This window comes from Streptacidiphilus pinicola, from assembly GCF_003258295.1.
In the GTDB taxonomy this organism is placed as follows: domain Bacteria; phylum Actinomycetota; class Actinomycetes; order Streptomycetales; family Streptomycetaceae; genus Streptacidiphilus; species Streptacidiphilus pinicola.
Genome location: NZ_QKYN01000008.1, coordinates 1 through 22,433, shown reverse-complemented (window position 1 = coordinate 22,433; position 22,433 = coordinate 1). Strand labels below are relative to the sequence as shown.

General features: G+C 72.4%; 19 protein-coding genes, 1 pseudogene and 1 riboswitch. Of the genes and pseudogenes, 9 read left to right on the top strand and 11 right to left on the bottom strand.

Annotation, left to right across the window (positions count from 1 at the left end; all coding sequences use genetic code 11):
• Positions 1 to 5: 5 nt before the first annotated feature.
• The 3 genes from scpA to DN069_RS01535 form a co-directional block, all read right to left on the bottom strand.
• Positions 6 to 2,243 carry a methylmalonyl-CoA mutase gene (scpA, locus tag DN069_RS01545; protein WP_111498861.1) on the bottom strand — a complete coding sequence of 746 codons (2,238 nt, stop codon included), beginning with the start codon at positions 2,241 to 2,243 and terminating at the stop codon, positions 6 to 8.
• Entirely contained in the window at positions 2,240 to 4,117 is a 1,878-nt protein-coding gene (locus DN069_RS01540) for a methylmalonyl-CoA mutase family protein (protein ID WP_111498860.1), read from the bottom strand. Before DN069_RS01540 ends, scpA begins: the two co-directional genes overlap by 4 nt.
• Before the next feature lie 97 nt (positions 4,118 to 4,214).
• Positions 4,215 to 4,580, bottom strand: a complete 366-nt coding sequence (locus DN069_RS01535) for an ArsR/SmtB family transcription factor (RefSeq protein ID WP_111498859.1) — start codon at positions 4,578 to 4,580, stop codon at positions 4,215 to 4,217.
• A gap of 82 nt (positions 4,581 to 4,662) precedes the next feature.
• A riboswitch (cobalamin riboswitch) is annotated at positions 4,663 to 4,867 on the top strand.
• 32 nt (positions 4,868 to 4,899) lie between these two features.
• On the opposite strand from DN069_RS01535, the gene nicT reads away from it, so the two are divergent.
• Positions 4,900 to 6,039, top strand: coding sequence for a Nickel transporter NicT (gene nicT, locus DN069_RS01530; RefSeq protein WP_111498858.1), 1,140 nt, complete (start codon positions 4,900 to 4,902; stop codon positions 6,037 to 6,039).
• Here the strand turns inward: nicT and DN069_RS01525 are convergent.
• Complete coding sequence (locus tag DN069_RS01525; RefSeq protein WP_279387866.1) at positions 5,973 to 6,779, bottom strand: DMT family transporter; 807 nt, start codon at positions 6,777 to 6,779, stop codon at positions 5,973 to 5,975. The two genes, nicT and DN069_RS01525, sit on opposite strands and share 67 nt — an antisense overlap.
• Before the next feature lie 18 nt (positions 6,780 to 6,797).
• A complete protein-coding gene (locus DN069_RS42280; protein WP_279387864.1) occupies positions 6,798 to 6,923 on the bottom strand; it encodes a hypothetical protein in 126 nt (41 codons plus the stop codon).
• 317 nt (positions 6,924 to 7,240) lie between these two features.
• Here DN069_RS42280 and DN069_RS01515 point away from each other — a divergent pair, with 317 nt between their 5' ends.
• From DN069_RS01515 to DN069_RS01500, 4 genes are all read left to right on the top strand, one after another.
• Positions 7,241 to 7,996: an HAD family hydrolase gene (locus DN069_RS01515; RefSeq protein ID WP_207892015.1), complete on the top strand. Its 756-nt coding sequence runs from the start codon at positions 7,241 to 7,243 to the stop codon at positions 7,994 to 7,996.
• Complete coding sequence (locus DN069_RS01510; RefSeq protein ID WP_111498857.1) at positions 7,993 to 10,383, top strand: glycoside hydrolase family 65 protein; 2,391 nt, start codon at positions 7,993 to 7,995, stop codon at positions 10,381 to 10,383. The genes DN069_RS01515 and DN069_RS01510 overlap by 4 nt, the downstream gene beginning before the upstream one ends.
• A gap of 48 nt (positions 10,384 to 10,431) precedes the next feature.
• Entirely contained in the window at positions 10,432 to 11,181 is a 750-nt protein-coding gene (locus DN069_RS01505) for a dienelactone hydrolase family protein (RefSeq protein ID WP_111498856.1), read from the top strand.
• Between the two features lie 67 nt (positions 11,182 to 11,248).
• Positions 11,249 to 12,091: a class I SAM-dependent methyltransferase gene (locus tag DN069_RS01500; protein WP_207892021.1), complete on the top strand. Its 843-nt coding sequence runs from the start codon at positions 11,249 to 11,251 to the stop codon at positions 12,089 to 12,091.
• A 108-nt stretch (positions 12,092 to 12,199) separates the two neighbouring features.
• On the opposite strand, the gene DN069_RS01495 is transcribed toward DN069_RS01500, so the two are convergent.
• The 3 genes from DN069_RS01495 to DN069_RS01485 all read right to left on the bottom strand — a co-directional run bounded on the left by DN069_RS01495 (position 12,200) and on the right by DN069_RS01485 (position 16,453).
• Positions 12,200 to 13,870 (bottom strand): hypothetical protein, encoded by a 1,671-nt coding sequence (locus DN069_RS01495; RefSeq protein WP_207892014.1) that lies wholly within the window; start codon positions 13,868 to 13,870, stop codon positions 12,200 to 12,202.
• Between the two features lie 206 nt (positions 13,871 to 14,076).
• Positions 14,077 to 15,486 (bottom strand): hypothetical protein, encoded by a 1,410-nt coding sequence (locus DN069_RS01490; protein ID WP_111498855.1) that lies wholly within the window; start codon positions 15,484 to 15,486, stop codon positions 14,077 to 14,079.
• A 328-nt stretch (positions 15,487 to 15,814) separates the two neighbouring features.
• Positions 15,815 to 16,453 carry a GTP cyclohydrolase II gene (locus DN069_RS01485; RefSeq protein ID WP_111498854.1) on the bottom strand — a complete coding sequence of 213 codons (639 nt, stop codon included), beginning with the start codon at positions 16,451 to 16,453 and terminating at the stop codon, positions 15,815 to 15,817.
• Positions 16,454 to 16,717: 264 nt separating this feature from the next.
• Here DN069_RS01485 and DN069_RS01480 point away from each other — a divergent pair, with 264 nt between their 5' ends.
• The 3 genes from DN069_RS01480 to DN069_RS01470 all read left to right on the top strand — a co-directional run bounded on the left by DN069_RS01480 (position 16,718) and on the right by DN069_RS01470 (position 19,084).
• Positions 16,718 to 17,860, top strand: a complete 1,143-nt coding sequence (locus DN069_RS01480) for a beta-ketoacyl-[acyl-carrier-protein] synthase family protein (RefSeq protein WP_111498853.1) — start codon at positions 16,718 to 16,720, stop codon at positions 17,858 to 17,860.
• Positions 17,853 to 18,389: a MarR family winged helix-turn-helix transcriptional regulator gene (locus DN069_RS01475; protein WP_111498852.1), complete on the top strand. Its 537-nt coding sequence runs from the start codon at positions 17,853 to 17,855 to the stop codon at positions 18,387 to 18,389. The genes DN069_RS01480 and DN069_RS01475 overlap by 8 nt, the downstream gene beginning before the upstream one ends.
• A gap of 74 nt (positions 18,390 to 18,463) precedes the next feature.
• Complete coding sequence (locus DN069_RS01470) at positions 18,464 to 19,084, top strand: class I SAM-dependent methyltransferase (RefSeq protein WP_111498851.1); 621 nt, start codon at positions 18,464 to 18,466, stop codon at positions 19,082 to 19,084.
• A gap of 111 nt (positions 19,085 to 19,195) precedes the next feature.
• Here the strand turns inward: DN069_RS01470 and DN069_RS01465 are convergent, their stop codons facing one another.
• Positions 19,196 to 19,705 (bottom strand): hypothetical protein, encoded by a 510-nt coding sequence (locus DN069_RS01465; RefSeq protein WP_111498850.1) that lies wholly within the window; start codon positions 19,703 to 19,705, stop codon positions 19,196 to 19,198.
• Positions 19,706 to 19,869: 164 nt separating this feature from the next.
• Between DN069_RS01465 and DN069_RS01460 the strand changes: the two genes are divergently transcribed.
• Complete coding sequence (locus tag DN069_RS01460; RefSeq protein WP_111498849.1) at positions 19,870 to 21,348, top strand: SDR family NAD(P)-dependent oxidoreductase; 1,479 nt, start codon at positions 19,870 to 19,872, stop codon at positions 21,346 to 21,348.
• A gap of 63 nt (positions 21,349 to 21,411) precedes the next feature.
• Here DN069_RS01460 and DN069_RS01455 read toward each other — a convergent pair whose 3' ends face one another.
• The gene (locus DN069_RS01455) at positions 21,412 to 21,684 is read right to left on the bottom strand and encodes a hypothetical protein (protein ID WP_111498848.1); all 273 of its coding nucleotides are present in this window, start codon (positions 21,682 to 21,684) and stop codon (positions 21,412 to 21,414) included.
• A gap of 36 nt (positions 21,685 to 21,720) precedes the next feature.
• Positions 21,721 to 22,433, bottom strand: a pseudogene (locus DN069_RS40815) (hypothetical protein); the annotation flags it as partial.

The window sequence follows — 22,433 nt, the reverse complement described above, 5'->3', positions numbered from 1 at the left end:
CGCGGTTACAGCTCCGCCTGGCTCGGCCCCGCCTGGTTCAGCTCCGCGTGGCCGAGGTCGGCGGCCAGCCGCTGCACCAGGTCGTAGGCGGCGTCCGGGATGACCGTGCCGGGCGGGAAGACCGCCGCCGCGCCCATCTCCAGCAGCGTCGGCACGTCCTGCGGCGGGATGACGCCGCCGACGACGATCATGATGTCCTCGCGGCCCTCGGCGGCCAGCTCCTCGCGGAGCGCGGGCACCAGGGTGAGGTGACCGGCGGCCAGCGAGGAGACACCGACGATGTGCACGTCGGCCTCCACCGCCTGCCGCGCCACCTCGGCCGGGGTCTGGAACAGCGGGCCGACGTCGACGGTGAAGCCCAGGTCGGCGAAGGCCGTGGCGATGACCTTCTGGCCGCGGTCGTGCCCGTCCTGGCCCATCTTGGCGACCAGGATGCGCGGACGGCGGCCCTCGGCCTCCTCGAACGCGTCGACCAGCGCGCGGGTGCGGGTCACGGAGCCGGACTCCCCTGCCTCGTTGCGGTACACGCCGGAGATCGTACGGATCTGGCTGCTGTGCCGGCCGTAGACCTTCTCCAGCGCGTCGGAGATCTCGCCGACGGTGGCCTTGGCGCGGGCCGCGTTCACGGCCAGCGCGAGCAGGTTGCCCTCCAGGCCGGTGCCCGGCTCGCGCTCGGCCGCGGCGGTCAGCGCGCGCAGCGCGCCCTGGGTGGCCTGCTCGTCGCGCTCCTCGCGCAGCCGCTTCAGCTTGGCGATCTGCTGGGCGCGCACCGAGGAGTTGTCGACCTGGAGCACGTCGATCTGCTCGTCGTTCTCCACCCGGTACTTGTTGACGCCGATCACCGGCTGGCGGCCGGAGTCGATGCGGGCCTGGGTGCGGGCCGCGGCCTCCTCGATGCGGAGCTTGGGGATGCCGGCGTCGATGGCCTTCGCCATGCCGCCGGCGGCCTCGACCTCCTGGATGTGCTGCCAGGCGCGCCGGGCCAGGTCGTAGGTGAGCTTCTCGACGTAGGCGCTGCCGCCCCACGGGTCGATGACCCGGCAGGTGCCGGACTCCTGCTGCAGCAGCAGCTGGGTGTTGCGGGCGATGCGGGCGGAGAAGTCGGTCGGCAGCGCGAGGGCCTCGTCCAGCGCGTTGGTGTGCAGCGACTGGGTGTGGCCCTGGGTCGCGGCCATCGCCTCGACGCAGGTGCGGGTGACGTTGTTGAACACGTCCTGGGCGGTCAGCGACCAGCCGGAGGTCTGCGAATGGGTGCGCAGTGACAGCGACTTGGTGTTCTTCGGGTCGAACTGCGAGACCAGCTTGGCCCACAGCAGACGGCCCGCGCGCATCTTGGCGATCTCCATGAAGAAGTTCATGCCGATGGCCCAGAAGAACGACAGGCGGGGCGCGAAGGTGTCCACGTCCAGGCCCACGGCCTGACCGGCGCGCAGGTACTCCACGCCGTCGGCGAGGGTGTAGGCCAGCTCCAGGTCGGCCGTCGCCCCGGCCTCCTGGATGTGGTAGCCGGAGATGGAGATGGAGTTGTAGCGCGGCATCTTCTGCGAGGTGTACGCGAAGATGTCGGAGATGATCCGCATCGAGGGCTTCGGCGGATAGATGTAGGTGTTGCGGACCATGAACTCCTTGAGGATGTCGTTCTGGATGGTCCCCGCGAGCTTCTCGGGCGGAACGCCCTGCTCCTCCGCCGCCACGATGTAGAGCGCGAGCACCGGCAGCACGGCGCCGTTCATCGTCATCGAGACGGTCATCTTGTCCAACGGGATGCCGTCGAACAGCTGCCGCATGTCGTAGATCGAGTCGATCGCGACGCCCGCCATGCCGACGTCGCCGGTGACGCGCGGGTGGTCGCTGTCGTAGCCGCGGTGGGTCGGCAGATCGAAGGCGACCGAGAGGCCCTTCTGACCGGCCGCCAGGTTGCGGCGGTAGAACGCGTTGGACTCCTCGGCGGTGGAGAAACCGGCGTACTGCCGGATCGTCCACGGCTGGTTGACGTACATCGTCGGGTAGGGCCCGCGCAGGTACGGCGCGACGCCCGGGTAGGTGCCGAGGAAGTCCAGGCCCTCCAGGTCGTCCCCGGTGTAGAGCGGCTTGACGCCGATGCCCTCCGGGGTCTCCCAGAGCAGCTCGTCCACGCCACCGCCGGTGGTCTCCTTGACCGCCGCGCGCCACTGCTCCGCCGTCGCCTCGCCCGAGGTGGCTGCCCCGAGGTCGACCTGCGAGAAGTCGGGAATCTGCGTCACGCCGGGGCTCCGATGAGGTCGAGGACGGAGGAGAGGACGGCCGGCGCGTCGCAGCCGGCGAAGACGTACGCGTCGACGTCGCGGTGCTCGCCGGGGCGGCCCGCGAGGTAGACCTGGGCGGCGCCCGCCGCCTTGAGCGCGGCGGCGACGGCCTCGGCCTGCTCCTCGTAGAGCGCGTCGCTGGAGCAGAGGCAGGCGATCGTGGCGCCGCTGGCGGCGAAGGCCGCGGCGACGGTGTCTGCGGCGACGGAGGCGGGCTGGTGCACCGCCTCCACGCCGCCTGCCTGGAACAGGTTGACGGCGAAGGTGGCCCGTGCGGTGTGCGCGGCGGCCGGGCCGAGCGCGGCGAGGAAGATCCGCGGGCGGGCGCCGGTGGCGTCCAGGTGCGCGTCCGAGCGGGCGCGCAGCGCCTCGTACGCCTCGTCGCGGCGCACGCGCGGCAGGCCCGCGCCGGAGTCGCCGGAGGCGCGGCCCAGCGGGCGGACAGCGGGCGCGTCCTCGCGGACGACCGGCTTCTCCGCCAGGTTCGGGAACTCGCTGACGCCGGTGATCGGCTCGCTGCGCTTGGCGAGCTTCTTGCTCCGCGCCGCCCAGGTGGTGGCGATCCGCTCGCCCACCAGCCCGGAGCGCAGCGCCTCCGCCTGACCGCCCGCGCGCTCCAGCTCCTGGAAGAACGCCCAAGCGGCGTGGGCGAGTTCGTCGGTCAGCTGCTCGACGTACCAGGAGCCGCCCGCCGGGTCGGCGACCCGGCCCAGGTGCGACTCCTCCAGCAGGATCGAGGAGGTGTTGCGGGCGATCCGGCGCGCGAACGCGTCCGGCTGCCCGAGCTCGTGGTCGAACGGCAGCACGGTGACGGCGTCCGCCCCGCCCACGCCCGCGGCGAGGGTCGCGATGGTGGTGCGGAGCATGTTCACGTAGGGGTCGCGGCGGGTCATCATCACCGGCGAGGTGACGGCGTGCTGCACCTGCGCTCCCGCGCCGGTCGCCGTGGCGCCGCAGGCCTCGGCGACGCGCGACCACAGCCGCCGCGCGGCGCGCAGCTTCGCCACCGTCAGGAACTGGTCGGCGGTGGCGGCGTAGCGGAACTCCAGCTGCCGCACGGCCGTGTCCGCCGGCAGGCCCGCGTCGGTCAGCAGCCGCAGGTAGGCGACGCCGGTGGCGAGCGAGCAGCCGAGCTCCTGCGCCGCCGAGGCACCGGCCTCGTGATACGGCAGCGCGTCGACGGTCAGCGCCCGGAGGCCCGGGTACTGCTCGGCGCAGGTGCGGGCCAGCTCCACGGCGTCGTCGTTCGCGAGCTGTGCGCCCGTGCGGGCCTCGTGTCCGAGCGGGTCCGCACCGAGACCGCCGCGCGCCGCGTCCTTGGCGACGCCACGGGCCTCGTAGATCCGCAGCAGCTCGCGCGCGGCCTCGCCGGTCTGCGCGCCGGCGTCCAGCGCGACGGGCGCCAGGTCGAGGTAGACGCCGTCGAGGGCCCGGGCCAGACCGGAGACCGGGATGCCGGAGTCGCCGACGGCCAGCCACAGGGAGGTGACGCCGTTCTCCAGGTCGCCGAGCACCGCCTCGTTGGCCCGCTCCGGGTCGGGCAACGCGTGGCGCTGGCGCACGTCCCAGCCGCCCGCCGCCGGGCGGGCGCCGCGCACGTAGGGCGCCAGGCCGGGGTAGCCGAGCTCCTGGGCGGTCTCCGGCGCCGTGTAGAGGGGCGAGACGACCAGCCCGTCGTCGAGAGCGGTCGCCAGTGCCCGCTCGGCCTCGGCGCCCGACACGTCCTTTCCGGACTTGCGCAGGACGCCCTCGACGAGCCGCTGCCACTGGGCGTGGTCGGCTTCCGGGAAATCGGCAGCAAGGGATAGCCCGTCGTCGGGCAGGACCGTCATGAGGGGATGCTATTGCAGCCCGGCAGGCCTTCAGCAGCGCATTCGCCTGTGACGAATCCCTCTTCGAGCGGTGCTCGAAGAACTGACGCGGCGACGGTCACCGCTGGTCCGCGGGCTCCCGCATCCGGTCGAGCAGCGCGGCCACGCGGCCGTCGGCGAGCCGGTAACGGACGATCCGGCCGTCCTTGTCGGCGGCTACCGTTCCGGAGGCGCGCAGCAGCCGCAGGATCTGTGAGACCGCGCTGTCCGCGATCCCGGTGGCGGTCGCCAGGTCGGTGACGGCGATCGGCCCGGCGTGGTGGACGGCCAGCAGGACGGCCAGCCGGTGGTGCTCGCCGAGCAGCGCGAAACAGTCGGCCCATTCGTGCAGCTGGTCGGCGTCGCCGATGCCTTCGATGGCGGCGCACACGGTGTGGTCGTCGATGACCTTGCGGTGGGCGAGTTCGGCGGGGACCAGATGCATGACGACATTCTCACCCGTCCCGGCAAGTGATTCGCAACACCTGCGCATCCATGCAGGCTTGTGGGTGTTTCCTCGGAACCCCTAGGGTGGCTGCTGCCGTGGTGTTCGGGAAGACCGGTTCAAGTCCGGAGCGGCCCTCGCCACTGTGATCGGGAAGTCCTTGCCGCGTTCCCACGACCCACGTCTCGGGTCGGGGAGGCCACTGGGCGCGTCAGCGCCTGGGAAGGCCAGCGGCCGGGATGTCAGTCCCCGTCAGCCAGGAGACCGGCCACGGCACCGCACGAGACTATCCACGAGGTGCTGGAGAGGCTGCCCTTCCATGACCCTGCCCGAAAACTCTTCCTCGTCGACCGCCGTCCTGCCCGGCGCGATACCGACGACACCGCCCGTCCGCTGGGAACGCAAGGACTGGTGGCGCACCGGCGGACTGCTGGCCGTGATCGCGGCGATGCACGTGATCGGCTTCGGGATCCTCGCGGTGATGGTGGCGCCGCACCACTACAAGGTCGGCACCCAGGTGTTCGGCCTCGGCCTCGGCGTGACGGCCTACACGCTCGGCATGCGCCATGCCTTCGACGCCGACCACATCGCGGCGATCGACAACACCACCCGCAAGCTGATGGCCGACGGCAAGCGCCCGATCTCGGTCGGTTTCTGGTTCGCTCTCGGCCACTCCTCGATCGTGATCCTGCTCGCGGCCGGCATCGCCGGCGGCGTGCGGCTCGCGACGACGCTGACCAACGACAACTCCAGTGCCCGTCACAACCTCGGCACCGTCAGCACGTTGGCGTCCGGCAGCTTCCTCTACCTCATCGCCGCGCTCAACCTGGTGGCCCTGGTGGGAATCTGGAAGGTCTTCACGGCCATGCGCGCCGGCCAGTTCGACGAGCACGAGTTGGAGAAGCACCTCGACAGCCGCGGTTTCATGAACCGCATCCTGGGCCGGCTCACCAAATCCATCACCCGACCCGGCCAGATGTTCCCGATCGGCCTTCTCTTCGGCATCGGCTTCGACACCGCGACCGAGGTCACCCTGATGGTGATGGCGGGCTCCGGCGCGGCCTCAGGCCTGCCCTGGTACGCGATCGTCTGCCTGCCGCTGCTCTTCGCCTCCGGCATGAGCCTGTTCGACACGCTCGACGGCACATTCATGAACTTCGCCTACCACTGGGCCTTCTCGAACCCGGTGCGCAAGGTCTACTACAACCTCACCATCACCGGTCTGTCGATCGCCGTCGCCTTCCTGATCGGCACCATCGAGCTCGTCGGCATCCTGCACGACCAGCTGAACCTCACCGACCCGGTGACGGCCTGGATCTCGGGCATCGACCTCAACAACGTCGGCTTCGTCATCGTCGGCCTCTTCGTCGTCGTCTGGGCCTGCGCCATCGGCTACTGGCGCCTGGCCGGCGTCGAGCACCGGCTACGGTCCAAGTCCGAGGAGGCCAAAGCCGCCTGACGGACCGTTGTGTCCGGCTCCGGGCGCCTGCGCAGGCCGGCGACGAGGCCGAGGACGACGACCGCGATACCCGACCAGACGGAGAGGCCCGGCGTGCCGGTGCCGGTGGCGGTGGCGACCAGGGCCGCGGTCAGCGGGGCGATGCCGGTAAGCAGGCCGGCGCGGCCGGAGCCCGCGGAGCGGACGGTGGAGTACCAGAGGACGAAGGCGACCGCCGTCACCATCAGCGCGAGGTAGCCCGCGGCCGCCCACTCGGTGCCGGACAACCTCCCTGCGGCCGTGGGGCCTTCGCGGGTCAGGCCGAGGACGGCGAACAGCGTCCCGCCCATCCAGGTCGCGTGCACCGAGACGCCCCACGGGGTGTGCCGGGGCAGCACCGGGACCGCGAGGAGGGTGAACGCGGCCTCGCAGCCCAGGGCCAGGGCCGCCCACGCCAGGCCGACGGCATCGGTGCGGCCCGTCCCCTCGACCAGGACCGCGCCCAGCATGACGACGGGCGCGGCCAGCAGCACCTGGCGGCTCGGGCGGCGCCGCTCCAGCAGCGGGCCCACCAGGCCCAGCACGAGCGGCACGCACGCCACGGCCACGGCGATCACCGCGGGCTCGGCGTGCGCGACGCCGCGGACCACCGCCACGTTGAACAGCACCAGCCCGCTGACCGCGAGCCCGGCCAGCCACAGCCACTCCCGCCCGCGCGGCCGCACGACGCGCGCGCCGGCGAGCCGCGCGAAGAGGAGCAGGATCGCGGTCGCGGCCGCCTAGCGCAGGGCCTGCGTGGTGAAGAGGGGGGCGTCGACGAGTGAGTGCGAGACGGTCACGCTGCTGCCGACCAGCATCATGCCGACCATGCCGGGGACGAGCTGCGTGAACGAGGGTCGGTCCATGGGTCCACTCTGCGCGCACAATGGATCCCATGGGCGGGTCCACAGAGCCATCGTTCGAGGGGTCCAAAACATCCGGCTCCGACTTCCTGCAGCTGGACATCGGCAAGGCCCCACGCGGCGGCCGCACGGCCTGGCTATCGGAGCGCCTGCGGTCCGCCCGGCCTCGTCCTCGGCTACGCCGCGGACCCGGCCCACGCGATCGACGAGGGCGTCTCCCTGCTCGCCGCCGCCCTGCGTGACCTCTGATCCCGGTCGGCGACGCGCCCACCGGGAGGCAATGTCCGTTCCGGGCCGGCTCGCGGGCGAGACTGGCAGACATGCTGGGGCTCCCGGACCACATCCATGCCTTCCTGTTCGACCTCGACGGCGTGCTGACCCGGACCGCCGAGGTGCACGCGGCCGCCTGGAAGGAGATGTTCGACGGCTTCCTGCGGGCGGAGGCCGCCCGGACCGGAACGGCGTTCGTGCCGTTCGACCAGGTCGAGGAGTACGACCGCTACGTCGACGGCCGCCCCCGGCTCGACGGCACCCGGGCGTTCCTGGCCTCGCGCGGCATCGAGCTCCCCGAGGGCGGTCCGCAGGACGCGCCGGGGACGCGAACCGTCGAGGGCCTGAGCGCGGCCAAGAACGACATCGTGCTGCACATGATCAAGGAGCGCGGCGTCGCCGCCTACCCCGGCTCGGTCGACTACCTGCACCGGCTGCGCGCGCTCGGGCTGCCCCGCGCGGTGGTCTCCTCGAGCGCCAACGCGCACGACGTGCTGCGCGCGGCGGACATCGCGGAGCTGTTCGACGTGGTCGTGGACGGCGTGGTCGCCGCCGAGCAGCACCTGGCCGGCAAGCCCGCGCCCGACACCTACCTGGCCGCGGCCCGGGCCCTCGGCACCGCGCCGGAGCACGCCGCCGTCTTCGAGGACGCGCTGGCGGGTGTCGCCTCCGGGCGGGCCGGCGGCTTCGGCACCGTCGTCGGCGTGGACCGGGTGGGCCAGGCGGACGAGCTACGGGCGAACGGCGCCGACGTGGTGGTCCGCGATCTGTCCGAACTGGTCGGAACCGAAGGGGAGCCGCAGTGACCTCGGAGGCCTTCTCGATCGACCCGTGGGGCGTGGTCGAGCACACGCTGGACCTGCCCGGACAGGCCGCGGCCGAGTCCGTCCTCACCCTGTCCAACGGCCACATCGGCATGCGCGGCAACCTGGACGAGGGGGAACCGCACGGCATGCCCGGCACCTACCTCAACGGCGTCTTCGAACTCCGGCCGCTGCCCTACGCGGAGAGCGGCTACGGCTATCCCGAGTCCGGCCAGAGCGTCATCAACGTCACCAACGGCAAGATCATCCGCATGCTCGTCGACGACGAGCCGTTCGACGTGCGCTACGGCCAACTCCGCAGCCACCGGCGCCGCCTGGACTTCCGTGACGGTCTGCTACGCCGCGAGGCCGTGTGGACCTCCCCGGCCGGACGGACCGTCAAGGTCACCTCGACCCGGCTGGTCTCGCTGACGCAGCGGGCCATCGCGGCGATCGAGTACGTCGTGGAGGCGGTGGACGGCCCGGCCCGCCTCGTGCTGCAGTCCACGCTCGTCGCCAACGAGCAGCTCCCCACCGCCGAGGCCGACCCCCGCGCGGCCGCGATGCTGGAGGCGCCGCTGGTGGCGGAGGCCGACATCGCCGTGGGCACCAAGGCCGCGCTGGTGCACTCCACCCGCCACAGCCGGCTGCGGGTGGGCGCGGGAATGGACCACGTCATCGAGGCGCCCGAGCCGTACGACGTCACCGCGGAGAGCAGCGAGGACAACGCGCGGATCAGCGTCACGCTGACCCTGAAGCCGGGCGAGCGGCTGCGGTTGGTCAAGTTCATCGCCTACGGCTGGTCGGAGGTCCGCTCGCTGCCGGCCGTCCGTGACCAGGTGCTCGCCGCCCTCACCGCCGCGCGGTTCACCGGCTGGGACGGCCTGGTGCGCGAACAGCGGGAGTACCTCGCGGAGTTCTGGGAGCACAGCGACATCCAGGTCGACGGGGACGTGGAGCTGCAACAGGCCGTCCGCTTCGCGCTCTTCCACGTCCTGCAGGCGAGCGCGCGCAGCGAGGAGCGCGCCATCCCCGCCAAGGGGCTCACCGGCACCGGCTACGACGGGCACAGCTTCTGGGACACCGAGGCCTACGTGCTGCCGGTGCTCACCTACGCGCTGCCCGGGGCCGTCAACCAGGCGCTGCGCTGGCGGCACGCCACCCTGCCGAGCGCCCGCGAGCGGGCCGCCCAACTCGGCCTGGCCGGAGCGGTGTTCCCCTGGAGGACCATCCACGGCGAGGAGTGCTCCAGCTACTGGCCGGCCGGCACCGCGGCCTTCCACATCGGCGCGGGCATCGCCGCCGCCGTCGTCCGCTACGTCCGCGCCACCGGGGACCGCGAGTTCGACCGCACGATCGGGCTGGAGCTGCTGGTGGAGACCGCCCGGATGTGGCGCTCGCTGGGCCACCACGACCCGGCAGGTCGCTTCCGGATCGAGGGGGTGACCGGCCCCGACGAGTACAGCGCCATCGTGGACAACAACGTCTTCACCAACCTGATGGCGCAGTCCAACCTGCGGCACGCGGCAGAGGCCGCGACGCGGTACATGCAGGAGGCCACGGCACTGGGCGTCGACCCGGAGGAGGCCGCGGCCTGGCGCGACGCCGCGGCCGCGATGTTCATCCCCTACGACGAACGCCTCGGCGTCCACCCGCAGGCCGACGGCTTCACCGACCACCAGTTCTGGGACTTCGCCGCCACCCCGCCCGAGAACTACCCGCTGCTGCTGCACTACCCGTACTTCGACCTGTACCGCAAACAGGTCGTCAAACAGGCCGATCTGGTGCTGGCCATGCAGGTCCGCGGGGACGCCTTCACCGACGAGCAGAAGGCCCGCAACTTCGCCTACTACGAGCGGATCACCGTCCGCGACTCCTCGCTCTCCGCCTGCACCCAGGCCGTGATGGCCGCCGAGGTCGGCCAGTTGGACCTCGCCTACGACTACACGGCCGAGGCCGCCCTGATGGACCTGCACGATCTGGGCGGCAACAGTCGCGAGGGCCTCCACGTGGCCTCCCTCGCGGGCGCCTCGATCGCCCTGGTGGCCGGGTTCGGCGGCCTGCGCGACCACGACGACGCCCTCAGCTTCCGCCCCCGCCTGCCCTCCGGCCTGAGCCGCCTCGCCTTCGCCCTCCGGGTCCGCGACAGCCTGCTCACGGTGGAGATCACCCACGACACCACCACCTACGAGGTCCGCAAGGGCGATCCCGTGCCGGTGGTGCACGACGGCGAGCGCCTTCTGGTGGAGGCCGGCCGCCCGGCCACCCGCAGGACGCGTCGTCTCGAACCGGTCGAACGCTGCGTCCAACCCCCGGGCCGTGAACCCACCCGCCGCCACACCCAGGGCGGCCACCCCCCGGCCGCCGTCGACCCCCTCCCGGCGGAGTGACGCGACCCGCCATGGAGTCGGCGCCTCACCCGGCGTATCTTCAGGGCCATGGGCTTGCTTGACTCTTGGACCGAGGGCCGTCACACGGCCGACGGCGTTGTCCATCCGACGTACCGCAAGGGCAGCGGGCCCGGGGTGATCGTCATCCACGAGATCCCCGGCGTCACGCCCGGGGTCATCGGCTTCGCCGAGGAGGTCGTGGCGCGCGGGTTCACCGTGGTGCTGCCGTCGCTCTTCGGGCGCCCCGAGGGCCCGGCGAGCGTCGGCGAGTCGCTGCGCAGCATCGCGCGCATCTGCGTCAGCAAGGAGTTCAGCATGTTCGCGCTCGGGCGGACGACCGGCGCCGCGCCGTGGCTGCGGTCCCTGGCCCGGGAGCTGCACGCCGAGCTCGGCGGGCCGGGCGTGGGGGCCGTCGGCATGTGCTTCACGGGTGGCTTCGCGCTGGCGATGCTCGCCGACGCGCCCGTCGCGGCCCCCGTGCTGGCCCAGCCCGCGTCGCCCGCTCCCCTGGGCCGCGCGCGCCGCGCCGACCTCGGGCTCAGTCCGGCCGACCTCACGTCGGTGAAGGCCAAGGTCGCCGCGGGCTGCCAGGTGCTCGGCCTCCGCTACGACCGCGACCCTGCGGTCGGCACCCGCTTCGACACCCTGCGCCGCGAACTGGGCGACGGCTTCATCGCCGTCGAGTTCCCCGGCCGGCAGCACTCGACGCTGACCGAGCACCGGCAGCAGGAGGGCGTGGACCGGGTGCTTGCGTTCTTCGAGGAGAAGCTGGCCGCGGGGCGGGACGAACGTCCCTGAAGCCGCCACCTCACAGGGTAGGAACGCCGGTATGGACCATGACGACAGTGACCTCTCCGTCTCCGCGATGCCGACCATCCCCGAAATGATCGACGCCAACCAGCGGAACTGGGACGCCCGCACCCCCGTGCACACGGCCAGCGCCTTCTACGGGCTGGACGGCAGTCGCGCGCCCGACGACTGGTTCGCCCCGTTCGAGTGGGAGGATCTCGGCGAGCTGCGCGGGCGGTCGGTGGTGCACCTGCAGTGCCATCTGGGCACCGAGACACAGGCGTTCGCGGGGCGCGGCGCCGCGCCCGTGGTCGGGCTGGACCTGTCGGGGGCCTCGGTCGCCGAGGCCAGGAAGCTGGCCGCGGGGGCGGGCCTGGACGCCGAGTTCGTCCAGGCCGATGTGTACGACGCGGTCGCGGCGCTGGGTGGACGGCGCTTCGACGTCGTCTACACCGGCAAGGGCGCCCTTTGCTACCTCCCCGACCTCGCCTGCTGGGCCACGGTGGTGCGTGACCTGCTGGCCCCCGGCGGCCTGCTGTACATCGTGGAGTTCCACCCGCTGCTCAACTCGCTCGGACCGGTGCCCGCCCCGGACGAGACGGAGGGCGAACTCCGGCTGCGCAACGACTACTTGGGCGGCCGCGGCCCGGACCGTCACGAGTCGGGCCGCACCTACACCGACGGCCCCCCGCTGGACCGCGACACCGTCAGCTACGAGTGGCGGCACGGTCTCGGCGCGGTCGTCACCGCCCTGGTGGGAGCCGGCCTCACGGTGGAGACCCTGCGCGAGACCGACCTCCTCCCTTGGCCGCGCTTCGCGGCGATGGAGCGCGACCCGAGGAGCGGCTGGTGGCGGCTTCCTGACGACCAGCCACGACTCCCCCTGATGTTCGCCCTGCGCGCCACCCGCCCCGCCTGAGCGCGCCGGACGGACGCGATTGAGCGAAGCGGACGACCTCAGCCGGCCGGCCAGGTCGTCGTTTCAGGCGTCGAGTGCCGGGGGACGCCCAACGTCCGCCTCACCTGCTCACCACCTCATGTGGTGACGGTGCTTGCCGGTCGTCGTGGCGGACGCCGTGGGGATGGCGGAGCCGTTGGCGGCCGTGTCGGTCGCGACGGGCGGCGGGGTGGGGCAGCCAGGTGCCGAGGTGGATGCCGCGGGGCTGCCCGCCGTAGTCGGCGTGGCGGCGTCGGTGGGCGTGGGCGTCACGGTCCCGATCTGGCCACTGGGTGTGGCTCCGGGGGCCGAGGCCCCGACCGACGCGGTCGGGCCGTTCATCGCGGCGGAGGCGGTGGCGCCGGCCGTAGGGGTCGGGGAGGCGCTGGTGCACGTCGCGCTGGGAGTCGCCGATCCGGCCGTAGGAGCGGGCGGGGTCTGGCCCAGTGGAGTGAACGTCGCGTTGATCACGACGCCGTTGCCGTCCGTGGTCAGCGTGATCGGATTGGCGGCATTGAGCAGCCCCCCGCAGTTGAGATTGGTGAAGCTCTGGTTGGCGCGCATCGCCAGGAAGGTGAAGAGGTTGTTCGCCATGGCCGCGTCGACCGAGGGGCTGTTGACGAAGAGGCCCTGGTCCTTGAAGATCCGCTGGATGCCCGTCGCGTTGCCGAACAGGTTCTGGCAGTAGGCAGTGCCATTGCCGTTGTCCGCCGCGCCGATCGCGGTCATGTCGACGCCGGCGCGGTAGAGGTTGGTCTTGGTGCGGTTGGCGTTCTTGTTGTTCAGCGTCATCGGATCGGTCAGCGGGACCAGTGCGATCGGTGCCTGCTGGTTCGCGGCCGCGGAGAGCTCGTCCAGGGGCAGCGCCGCGCCGGCCGCGCCGTCGCTGGACTGGTCGGGACGGGTCCAGGGGGTGCAGCCCAGGGCCGGGTCGATGAACTGGGTCAGCAGGAGGTTGTCGCTGCCGTTGGCCAGGTCCACCAGCTGCTGGTTCTGCAACGCGGCCTTGTTCGCGGCGTTGTTCTGCGCGGTCCGGCCGTTCGCGGTGGCCAGGTAGTGGGTGACCACGTTGTCGCTCTGGTCCTGGTCCACCAGGGAGAAGTCGCGGGTCGTCGGGCAGGGCAGGCCGTCCTTGGCGGTGCCGACATTGGGGATCTGCAGTTGGTTGGCCGCCACCTGCCGGTTCGCGCCACGGAAGAACGCCGGGGCGTTGCAGTCGGCGAACTGACCGAAGATCGAGCCCTGCAGTCCGTTCACGCATCGGCCCTGGCCGAGGGAGTTGGTGCCGTTGGTGCTCCGCAGGGTCAGGTTGGTGCCGTTGAAGCCGAACCAGATCCCTACGGTGGATCCGGCCGGCACCGTCGCCGGCGCGGTGGGGGCGGCGGGCTGGGTGCCCTGGTCGATTACCAGGGGGTCGTACAGCGTCAGCTGCCCGCCGGGCGCGAGGATCGCGGCCTCCACGAAAGCGGACTGGTTGGCGTTGGCCTCGTTGCACGGGCCCGCGGCCGGGTCGGTGGCCACCAGTTGGTACGGGGTCGCCAGGCCCGTCGCGCCGAGCGGGTTCGGCGGCACGACCAGGGTGCAGTTGGGGTTGGCGGCCGGGGCGGCCTGCTGGTTGTTCGCGGCCAGGGCGGTGGCCAGCCCGCCGCCGAGGAGCGGCAGTCCGACGAGCAGGGCGATCCAGGTGAGCTTCCTTCCGCGGCGTCGGCGGCGCCGGTCGGGTGTGAGGCGCGAGCGTCGGGACGTGTCCGAATGGCGCATGTGCGAGTCAACTCCAATCCGGCCCACCGACGGCGGGCCGCGATCCACCCGGCTCCTGAGCCGGTGAGGTGCTCAGGGCCGTGTGTGCCGTGTGTGCCGTGTACGTGCGACTGCCCGGGCGGCGGATCCGGGGGATCGACCGCGGGTCGTTCCCCCGCTCCAGGAGAGCCTGGCCCCCGTGGTGCGGGGGCCAGGGTGGGGGACGGTCAGAAGTGCGTGCCCACCGCCGTGCTCGGTGCCGCGGGGAGGCTTGGCACCGACGTCGGCATCGTGGTGGGCATGGGCGTCGTCGTCGGAGTGGGCGTGGGGACGGGGGGCCGGCTGGGGGAGGCCGAGCCGCTCACGAGGAGACTCACGTGCAGGTGTGCCAGGAACAGCGAGGTGACCGTCGGCCACCGGTTCATCCGGCGCCCGTGGACAGGGGTCTCCCGCACGAACGCCCAGACCAGGTCACCGTTGGCCAGCACGGCGATGGGGCTGGAGAGGTGGACCGTGAGCACGAGATCCGGGGTGAGGAACCGGCCGCCGAGGTCGACCAGCCGGAAGTGGGTGCCGGTGAAGACCCCGTCCCGGAGGGACTCCCAACTGACCAGCAACCCCGTCCTGCCGTACGGAGCCAGGTGGACGTTGACGTTCTCGGTTCCCGCCGTGCTGGTCAGGACGACGGAGCGCGCCGTGCGCGAGCCGGTGTCGACGAAGAACAGCACCGTCTGGTGAGTGCGCCAGCGCGGCGTGATGTCCCAGGTAAGGATGTTCTTCCGACGGGAGACCGGACCGCGGGAGGACAGCGCGGTCACCCAACTCCCGTTGCCGGTCCGGACCATGTCGTCGCCGCTGGTCAGCGCCGAACCGGCGGCGGTTCCGTCGTCGTAGCAGTTGTACGCCGCCGACGGGCCCGACCAGCCGAGGGTGCGACCGGTGTCGCCCCGACACCCCCACGCGCGCCCGCCGGGGAGGATCCGCCCGGTGTCGCTGACGTAGACCATCTTGTCGCCCCAGCGGCCGTTCTGGGCGCCGCCGGCCCCGTGCACGGTGAAGACGGCGGCGTAGCGGCCGTCGTTCCAGCCGAGTTGGCCGTCGAGCATGGGGGCGGTGTCGTGGCTGGCGGCGCCGGTCAGTCTGACGACGAACGCGACACGGCCGTCGCGTACCCGGATCAGCGCGGCGGCTGTCTCCCCCCAGCGGTTGTGGTCCGCCACACGGGTCAGCAGCGCGAAGCCGTTGTCGAAGGCCACCAGGCCACCGATCTCCCGGACGCCGGTGAGGACGGTGTCCGGGCCGACGCGCCGAAGTCGACGGTCGACGTGGGTGACGTGGATTCCGTTCGCCGCCTGCCAGGCCACGTCCAGCATGCCGCCGGGGGCGACGGCGGTGACCGTGCGCGTCCACTGCGGCATCCCGGTGCCGTCCGGGGAGAGATAGCTGAACGCGCTGCTCAGTTTGATGGTGGACACCGAGATGTTCGCCGCGATGACGTTGGCGTTCATCATCGACGACGCGTTCGTGCCCGTCTGGCTGGTGACCGCGCCCCAGTTCGTGGGCGTGGCCGCCACGCCGGTGACGGGAGGGGTCTTCGGGGTGACGTCGGCGAAGGCCAGGCCTCCGGCGACGACCACCGCCAGGGCCAGCGGTAATCCGAACAGGAGACGGTGCTTGCGCCGCTCCGATCGAGCCCTGACGGCTGTGAGTCGTTTGCCAGGCATGTCTGCTCCCTTCCGCTCGGGTGGGGAACAGACTGCTGCCGCAGGGGGGTTGCGGTCTGCGGTGCGCAAGCCGCCGTAAGAGATGCGTAATGCCTTCCGGGGCGCGAGAGACGCAAGGTGCGGATGAGCATGCCCGGCTCCGGGCGGCGCCACACATGCGGTCTGCCTGGGCGTTCACGACCTCACGGTCGACAACCGCCGCGCTCCCACGCCGAGGCCGCGATACCGACCCGGTTGCGCGTCAGCCGGCCAGCCCGGTCAGGGAGTCCAGGGTGATGGTGTGCTGGGTGTGCTCGACCTTGGCACGGAGGTAGCGGAGGTTGTGCCGGGTGGCGTGCACGCCGGTCGGGACGCGGTCGCGGATCGGGACACCCAGCTCGCGGAGCTGCTCGGCCTTGTCCGGGTTGTTGGAGAGCAGGTCGACGCTGCCGACGCCGAGGGCGGCGAGCATCTGGGCGGCGGCCGTGTAGTCGCGGCCGTCCTCCGGGAGGCCGAGGGCGGCGTTCGCCTCGTAGGTGTCGTAGCCCTGGTCCTGCAGCGCGTAGGCGTCGAGCTTGTTGTACAGGCCGATGCCGCGGCCCTCCTGGCGCAGGTAGAGCAGGTAGCCGCCGCGGTGGGCGATGCGCTCGACGGCCTCGCGCAGCTGGGGGCCGCAGTCGCAGCGGGCGGAGCCGAAGACGTCGCCGGTGAGGCACTCGGAGTGCAGCCGGACCAGCGGGGTCTCGGCGGCGTGCGGCTCGCCGAGGACGACGGCGAGGTGCTCCTGGCCGTCGACCAGGCCGTGGAAGGTGACCAGCTCGGAGTCGACGCTGTATCCGTCGCCGAACCGCAGCGGGACGCGGACGCGGGTACGGACCGTCGCCTCGGGGATCACAGTCATGAGGGGCTCCGCTCGTTCTGGCTTCGTTCCAATTTGAACCAAGCGACGTCCCGACACTACACCGTGCTTCAAATTTGAACAACGGCTTTTCCGCCCCGTCGTCCCCGCCCGGATCGAGACGGTGACAGGAACCCGCGCCGCGGCAGGGGTATTCCGCGAAGCCGGACTTGGGATGAAACGGATCACTCGATTCCGCGTTCGGGGCACCCGGAACGCGAGCATCCGTCACCATGGAGAGGGTTGCGGCGGGAGAAAGGACACAGCATGCGTCGTGAAGCCGAAGACTTCGCCGTACGGGTGCACCGGCCCGTCTTCCGCGCGCCCCAGCACACCGCGACCATCGACGAGGTGATCGAACTCGCGGGCACCGCGTTCGAGTCCGGCCTGGTGCCGAAGGCCGCGGCGCGCGTCATGCGCTCGACCGGGGTCGAGACCCGCGCCTTCGTGCGCCCCGCGAAGGAGCTGTTCACCGTCGGCTCCGGCCCGGCCCTGTGGCGGGAGACCGTCGAGCTGATGGCGGCCCTGGCGCACGACGCGGCGGTGTCCGCACTGGCCGCCGCCCAATTGGCACCGGAGGACGTCGACGCGCTGGTCGTCACCAGCGTCACCGGCTGGGTGATGCCGGGCGTCGACGCGCGGCTGATCCACAGCCTGGGCCTGCGGCCGACCGTGCGGCGCCTGCCGGTGGCGACCATCGGCTGCGCCGGCGGCCTCTTCGGGCTGGTCCGGGCGCGCGAGCAGATCGCGGTCGAACCCGGGGCCCGGATCCTGGTCGTGGCCGCCGAGGCGTTCAGCATCAGTTTCCAGCCGGGCAACATCAGCATGCCCGCGATGATCTACAAGGCCCTGGGCGGGGACGGCGTCGCCGCCGCGGTCGTCACGGACACGGACGACGTCCGGCCCGGCCCGGCCGTGGAGCTGTCCGATCCCCTGGAGCTGCTCGTGCCCGACACCGCGGAGGACTACCGGCTGACGGTCGACGAGCCGACCGGTCACATCGGGTTCACCTCCACCGCCGAGGCCCCCTACGCGATCCTCAAGGCCGCCCCGCACCTCTCTCCCTGGCTCGGACGGCGCCCGACGCCGCCGGCCTTCGTCGTCGCCCACCACGGCGGTCCGGCCATCCTCGAGCGGACCGCGAGCGTGCTGGACTGCGACCGCGAGACGCTGCGGCACTCCTGGGACTCCTTGCGCGAGTGGGGCAACATGAGCTCGGTCTCCGTCCTGGACGTACTCGCCCGCACGCTCGACGACCCGGCCGGGCCGCAGCCCGGCGAGGAGGGGCTGATGCTCTCGATCGGCCCCGGCGTCACGATCGAGGCCGCCCGGCTGCGGTGCGTGGAAGCGCCCGCGACCGTCGATGGTGGTTCAAATTTTAACAACGGAGTATTCTCGAAGCATGACTGAACCCCGCTGGCTGGACGAGGGCGAGAGGGCCGCCTGGATCGCCTTCCTCACCGCCACCAACCTGGTCAACCGCAAGCTGGAGCAGCAGCTCAAGGACGACGCGGGGCTCTCGCACACCCAGTACGAGGTACTGGTGCAGCTCAACGCCGCCGCGGACGGCGCGCTGCGGATGACCGAGCTCGCCGACCGCCTGGTCACCTCCAAGAGCGGCCTGACCTACCAGATCACCCAGCTGGAACGCGCCGGGCTGGTCTCACGCCGCTCCTGTCCCAGCGACGTGCGCGGAGTCTTCGCCGAGATCACCGAGCGGGGCCGGGAGGTGCTGCGTTTCGCCGCGCCCGGCCATGTCGAGGCGGTCCGGAACGCGCTGATCGACGTGCTCACCCCCGAGCAGCTCACCCACCTCGCGGAGGGCCTCGGCGAGGTCACCCGCCGCCTGCGCACCGAGCAGCGCTGCGGCGCGCAGACCGCCACGCAGGGCGGCACGGCCACGCAGGCTGCGTCGGGTGCCGGAGCGGGACGCCCGTAAGGGGCGCCCCTGAATCGACCCCGAGTTCGAGCCGAACGCCTGCGGCGCGCGTCCGGCTCGGGCACGCTGGCCGCATGGACCTGGACCGGCAGTTCGCCCTCCCCCGCGGCCTCGGCGGCGCGCTCGTCGGCGCGCTGATGGCGCGTCGGCACGGGCCGCAGATCCGGGCCTGCGTCGCCGACCTCGCGCCGGCGGCGGGCGAGCACGTGCTCGAGATCGGCTTCGGTCCGGGCCTGGGCATCGCCGCGCTCGCGCTCGCGGCACCGGAGCTGCGGATCGCCGGCGTCGACCCGTCCGAGCTCATGCTGGCGTCGGCGCGCCGCCGCACGCGCCGCGTCGGAGCAGGCGTGCAAGGCCGAATAGAGCTGCGCCGGGCCACCGCCGACCGACTGCCCTGGCCCGACGACACCTTCGACGGGGTCTGCGCGACCAACAGCGTCCAGCTCTGGCAGCCGCTCGACGCCTCCCTCAGCGAGGTGCGGCGCGTGCTGCGTCCGGGGGGTCGGCTGGCGCTGTCGGTGCTCGAACACGCGGTGCTGCACGACGGCGGCAGCGCCGGGCCCCACTACGACGCCTCGCTGCTGCCCGCGCTCGACGCGGCCGGCTTCACGGACGCGCATGCGGAGTGGCGCCCCGGGAGGGGCGTGGCGGTCCTGCACGTCACGGCCGTGAGCCCGGTCGCCGCCCAGGCTTGAGGGGCAGCGCGGCTGAGGCCTCCCTGCGCCGGAGGCAACCGCACCGCCGTGCTCGACCTCGCCGGCGGCTACAACGCCTGGGCTTCCTCCGTCTGAGGTCGCGCCTGGGGTTCAGTGGGTGTCCGGCGGCGGCAGGCCGAGGTCGGCCCGGATCCCGGTCACGGCGCGCTCGACGGGGGCGTTGGCCGCGGTCAGCCTCGGACGCAGGCCGTTGAGCAACGGCAGTGAGCCGCTGGTCGCGGCGCGGGCGGTCAGGTCCGCGCGGGTCTCGTTGGCGCTGATCAGCGGGCGCACCCACGCCGCGGCGGCCTGGGGCAGCGCGAGGCGGGCGAGGTCGCGGTCGAAGGCGTGCTCGGTGGCGGCGATGTCGCGCAGGTCCGCGCGGGCCGCCGCGAGGTCACCCCGGTCGGCTCCGTCGAAACGGTCGAAGTCCGCGTCCAGGCGGTGGTTGGCCGGAGTCGCGATCGCCAGATAGGCGGCCGCCGCAGCGGCGGCAGCCGCCGGCCGAGCGGCCGGGGCGGGAGCCGGGACCGAGGCGGAGGCGCCCAGTCCCACCGCGCATCCGCTCACGGCGAGCACCGCCCCCACCACCACCGGCACCGCGCCCCAGAGACGATTCATGACCGCTCCCTGACGAGAGGACCCTGCTCCGGACGTTACGCGTGGACCGTCCAATGGGTTCACCCCCGTGGGCGCACACCCGGGACCGGTAGAGTTGATCGGGTTGCCCTCCGGCAGCGCCGCCCGACCTCCCGGTCCCGAGCCCAGAAGAGAACCCGCAGGCGATGAACGCAGGACCCGACGTGACCGACTCCGCCGAGGCCCACCCCGGGACCGGGATCGACCCCGAGCGCATGCGCCTCGTGCTGGAGGCGCTCGCAGAGCTGAACGAACTGCCGCTGGACCACCCGCAGGCGATCGCGCTGCGCAAGGCCACCTCCGGCGTCTACCGCGAGGTCAAGCAGCGCCGACGGCAGGAACGCCGCGCGGCCAAGACCGCGAACGACAAGGCGGTCACCGAACGCACCGCGACCGGCGCGGCGTCCCGGATCGACGACGAGACGCAGGGGCTGCAGCTGACCAGCGGCGCCACCGGCGCGCTCGCCGGCATACTCGAGCGCCCGCGTGCCTGCTACGTCTGCAAGGGCCGCTACGTCGAGGTCGACGCGTTCTACCACCAGCTGTGCCCGAACTGCGCCGCCGAGAACCGCGCCCGCCGCGACGCCCGCACGGACCTGACCGGCCGCCGGGCACTGCTCACCGGCGGCCGCGCGAAGATCGGGATGTACATCGCGCTGCGCCTGCTGCGCGACGGCGCGCACACCACGATCACCACGCGTTTCCCGAACGACGCGATCCGCCGCTTCAAGGCGATGCCGGACAGCCACGAGTGGCTGCACCGCCTGCACATCGTCGGCATCGACCTGCGCGACCCGTCGCAGGTCATCGCGCTCGCGGAGGAGGTGAGCGCGGCCGGCCCGCTGGACATCCTGATCAACAACGCCGCGCAGACGGTGCGCCGCTCCCCCGGCGCCTACAAGGAGCTGATCGACGCCGAGGACGCGCCGCTGCCGGCCGGCGAGCTGCCCTCCGCGACGACGCTCGGCCGCTTCGACCTCAGCCGTCAGCCGATGCTGCCCGCGCAGGGCGGCCCGCGCCGCGAGAAGCTCAGCGCGGAGGCGCTGACCGCGCTGGCGCTCACCTCCGGCTCGGCCGCGCCCGCGCTGATCGAGGCGGGCACCGCGATCGACGCGGGCGGCCTGGTGCCGGACCTCGACGATGCCAACAGCTGGAGCCAGAAGGTGCAGGAGGTGGACCCGATCGAGCTGCTCGAGGTCCAGCTCTGCAACGTCACCGCGCCGTTCATCCTGGTCAGCCGCTTGCGCGCGGCGATGGCCGCGGCCCCGGCCCGACGCAAGTACGTCGTCAACGTCTCCGCGATGGAAGGCCAGTTCGGCCGCGGCTACAAGGGCCCCGGCCACCCGCACACCAACATGGCCAAGGCCGCCCTCAACATGCTGACGCGCACCAGCGCGCAGGAGATGCTCGAGCAGGACGGCATCCTGATGACGGCCGTGGACACCGGCTGGATCACCGACGAGCGTCCGCACCCGGACAAGATGCGGCTCCACGACGTCGGCTTCCACGCCCCGCTGGACCTGGTCGACGGCGCGGCGCGGGTCTACGACCCGGTCGTTCGCGGCGAGGCGGGCGAGGACCTGTTCGGCATCTTCCTCAAGGACTACCGCCCGCACCCGTGGTGACGTGCCGTCATCGTCCCGTCTCGTCGGCGCGCTCCTGCGTGTCGGCGACGACCAGACGGCCCATCAGCTCGTAGCGCTCCGGATGCCTGGCCCGCATGTACAGGGGGCCAGGCCGATCCCGGCCAGGAAGACCAGGCCGACGATCGGCGGGATGAAGCGGAAGAAGAGCACCTTGTCCGCGGCCCCGGCCGCCGTGCGGAACCAGTGGCGCGACTCGGGGTGGTTGCGGCGGAAGTAGGCGATCACCGAGAACGAGCAGAGCGTCTGCACCACCAGCAGGGCGAGCGTGCCGAGGAGTGTGAATCCTTTGACGGCGTGCGGGCTTGTCGCGCACATGCCGGTGATGTTGGGGGCGCCTGATATGGCGGGACGTCAGGAGGGTTGGGAGGACGCGGCGTTGCCGTCCTCGGGCTCCGGCTTGATCGACTCCGCAGGCGCGTCGTGCTCGCCTGCGGCGGCCTCCGCCGGGAACACCTCGCCGCGTATGCGGGCGAGGTGACGGTCCATGGCGGAGAGCGAGCGCGCGAGGGCGTCCTCGGGGTCCTCGTCCTCCAGCGGGTCGTCATCGACAGACGCGCCCTCGCCTGCCGCGTCCTCGGGGACGGTGTCCTGAGGGACCGGGCCTTCGCTTGCGGCATCCTCGGGGACGGTCTCCTCCGCCACGGCATCCACCGGCTTGGAGCCTTCCGGCGCGGCGTCCTCGGGCGCGGTGTCCTCGGGAGTCCCGGCCGCGCTCCCAGCGTCCGCCGATGCCACATCCTCAGCCCCGGCATCCTGCGGCGCCGAGTCCTCAGGAGCCGATTCCTCGCGCCCGGCGCCCTCGGAAGACACGTCCTCAGGTTCGGTGTCCTGGGGTGCCGAGTCCTCGCGCCCGGCGTCTTCGGGAGACCCGGCCGCGCGCGCAGCGTCGGCCGATGCCGCAGCCTCGGGGGCGGCGTCCCCGGGGGCCGCGTCCTGCGGAGTGGCGTCCTCAGGTGCCGCGTCCCCCAGGTCTGCGGTCGCGCGCGGAGCGGTCTCCGCGGGCGGGAGTTCGGCCGGGGCGGCTGACGGCGGGACGGCGTCGGAGGGGGGCGTGTCCTCCGGGG